General features: G+C 47.3%; 3 protein-coding genes. 2 read left to right on the top strand and 1 reads right to left on the bottom strand.

All coding sequences use genetic code 11. The annotated features are described in order from the left end of the window. Positions 1 to 91: 91 nt before the first annotated feature. Positions 92 to 256 carry a hypothetical protein gene (locus tag Q0256_RS11415; RefSeq protein ID WP_297963214.1) on the bottom strand — a complete coding sequence of 55 codons (165 nt, stop codon included), beginning with the start codon at positions 254 to 256 and terminating at the stop codon, positions 92 to 94. Positions 257 to 407: 151 nt separating this feature from the next. Between Q0256_RS11415 and Q0256_RS11410 the strand changes: the two genes are divergently transcribed. Together Q0256_RS11410 and lysM are read left to right on the top strand one after the other, a co-directional pair. Further along, complete coding sequence (locus Q0256_RS11410) at positions 408 to 1,610, top strand: chloride channel protein (RefSeq protein WP_297963213.1); 1,203 nt, start codon at positions 408 to 410, stop codon at positions 1,608 to 1,610. Between the two features lie 198 nt (positions 1,611 to 1,808). Beyond that, entirely contained in the window at positions 1,809 to 2,231 is a 423-nt protein-coding gene (lysM, locus tag Q0256_RS11405; RefSeq protein WP_297963211.1) for a peptidoglycan-binding protein LysM, read from the top strand. Positions 2,232 to 2,696: the final 465 nt, after the last annotated feature.

Raw genomic sequence — 2,696 nt, 5'->3', positions numbered from 1 at the left:
GTTAGAATTCTGCGCGAAATTTCACGCGCTCTCTGCAAAATTTTCTCGCTTACTCAATTTAAAATTTTACCCGCTCGGATAGATTTAAATTTTACGTAGAATTTCGCCTGTCCTCGCGGCAAGAAATTTCAAATAGAATTTTATCCTCCCGCGCGATGCGAAATTTTATTAAATTTTCTACGCGCGATATAAAATCTACGTAAATTTTACTCGCGCAATTAACGTAAATAAAATTCCGAACCTGCCTAAACTTCATAGAATTTCGCGCAAAATTTTACTTACAGAGACGATATAAATTCCTAGCCATTATTTTAAAATTTACTCGCGTTTTAGCTGCTTTTATGCGCGCGGTAAGGATTTTTTAAAGCTAAAATTTTATATAATTATGCGTTTCAAAAAGGCATATTTTGAGTACTAAATTCTTTCTAGCGATCCTTACGATAGGCATTATAATGGGGCTTTGCGCAGGGCTCTTAAACTTCGGCATCAACGAAATTGAAACTTTTGCTTTCGGGCATAATGATGAGGAATTCCACATTATCACGGAGCAAACCACTGCGCTTAGGCGCTTTCTTAGCGTCCTCGCAGCCGGCGCAATCGTAACTTTAATTAGAATTCTGCTGATAAGGCTAAAACCCTTTTTAAACGTAGCTTCGATGATGGATGGGCAAAATCCGCCGTTTTGGCAAAATTTAATCCACTCGGTTTTGCAGCTAGCAGCCATCGCCCTGGGCGCGCCGGTAGGCAGCGAGGCTGCTCCGCGCGAGCTGGGTGGCTTATTTGCAGCTAAAATTTGCCGCGCCTTAAATATCGGCGGAGATGAGCTTCGGCTATTTGTCGCATGCGGCGCGGGAGCGGGACTGGGCGCTGCATATAACGTCCCGTTAGCGGGCGCGCTTTTTAGCCTAGAAATTTTGCTTAAAAGCTTCGATACTCGAGCGATTTTGTGCGCCTTTGCCACAAGCGCGGTGGCTACAGCTACAGCGGAATTCGGAGCTTCAAAAGAAATTTATTACGCAGTTTCGAACTTCGCCCCTACCCCACAGAATTTACTCGCAGCGGCTCTAATCGGGCTTGTCACGGGGTTTGCGGCAAAATATTTCCAAGACGGGGTGCGCTTGTGCGAAAAGCTGCGCATAAAAAGCTTTAAAATCGCACTTACACTGCCATTTGCATTCGTGCTTACCGCGGCGATCGGCGCATACGTACCTGAAATTTTAGGTAACGGGCGCTCCGCAGCGCAGTTTGCTTTCAACTCCGCATCCTTTAGCCCCTATTTGCTCGCGATTTTGCTTTGCAAGGCGTTTTGCATTCTAATGATCTTTCGCTGCGGCGGATATGGCGGCACACTCACGCCGAGTTTCGCGCTGGGTACAGTTTTGGGGCTATGCATAGGATTTGCGATCGGCGAAATTCTACCTATTAGCCTAAGCGCAGCGGGCGTTTGCGGAGGGGCTGCCTTTTTAGCGATCAATCTAAACGCACCGCTTTGCGCCTTTGCCCTAAGCGCAGGATTTTGCGGGCTAAATATCAACTCATATTCGGTCGTCGTTTTTAGCATCGTATGTGCTGTGATCGCTAGAAATTTACTGACGAAAAATTTAGCGTAGTCGCGACGCTGATAATTCATACGCTGCAAATCTGAATAGACGGGCGCGGCAATGATGATCCAAGAACCTGCCGTCGCGCATAGAGTGAGCGCAGTAGGTCGCATCGCTAGGCTAGAGCAGATCGGCAGGGATATGCACCTAAGCTGATCGTTGGTAAATTTAAGATAAAATTTCGCCACTTTAACCAAAGGAGAAAAAATGGGTTTACTTTCATTCGTAGCCGAAGCAGGCAAGAAACTACTAGGTCTAGGCGATGACGCCAAATCCGTAAAAGACGAGATCGCCGCCAATCTCAGCTCGACGCCGGTAGAGGGGCTAGAGGTCGAGGTGAAGGGTGACACCGTCAAAATCAGCGGCAACGCCGATAAGGAAACTCTCGAAAAAGCAGCCCTTATCGCGGGCAACACCGCAGGTATTAAAAACGTGCAGATCGAGGGCATTAGAGAGGATAGCGCCGAGAACTACTATACCATCGTAAAGGGCGATAACCTATCTAAAATCGCGAAGAAATTCTACGGCGACGCGAATAAATACAAGGTTATTTTCGACGCCAACCGCGAGGTTATCAAGGACGCGAACCTCATCTATCCGGGGCAGAAGATCAGAATTCCAAAAGCTTAAGCTCGCTTTTGAATGCTGCGGCTTGATTTTGCAAGCCGCGGATTTTACTTTTGCGAACATTGCGCTGCGTTTGCGCGAGCCGTGATTTATCAGCACGCGGCGCAGCGCGACTTTGGCGAGCCAAAATTTTACGAGTTAGCGAGGCGCCGCGGTTTTTTACGCTTTAAGAGGCGCGGCTTTGCAAACTAGCGGCACGAGCGCTGTTTTTGCGGGGCGTGATTTTAAGCTAGCTGTACGGCGCAGTTTTCAAACTGCGACTTTATAAGCCGACGGCACGGCATGGTTTTGTATGCTATGAATTTTGCATACTGCGGATTTGCTTTTGCAAGACGGGTTTTGATTTTAAGCCATGACGCGGTTTTGCGAGCCTGTTGCGGCGGATAGTGGATTATCTGCCGCACTTGCGCGCTGCCATCCTATTTGGGAACATATAAAACGCTTTGAAATTCTATTTATAAAGAGCTA

It is taken from the genome of uncultured Campylobacter sp. (genome assembly GCF_937949835.1).
GTDB lineage: Bacteria > Campylobacterota > Campylobacteria > Campylobacterales > Campylobacteraceae > Campylobacter_B.
Note: the sequence above shows the minus strand (reverse complement) of the source record. Positions and strands in the feature narration are given on the sequence as shown.

What these genes read in the sequence shown, in the direction of transcription:
- lysM (WP_297963211.1), top strand. Translation starts at nt 1,809, where the DNA reads ATGGGTTTACTTTCATTCGTAGCCGAAGCAGGCAAGAAACTACTAGGT.
- Q0256_RS11415 (WP_297963214.1), bottom strand. Translation starts at nt 256, where the DNA reads ATGAAGTTTAGGCAGGTTCGGAATTTTATTTACGTTAATTGCGCGAGT.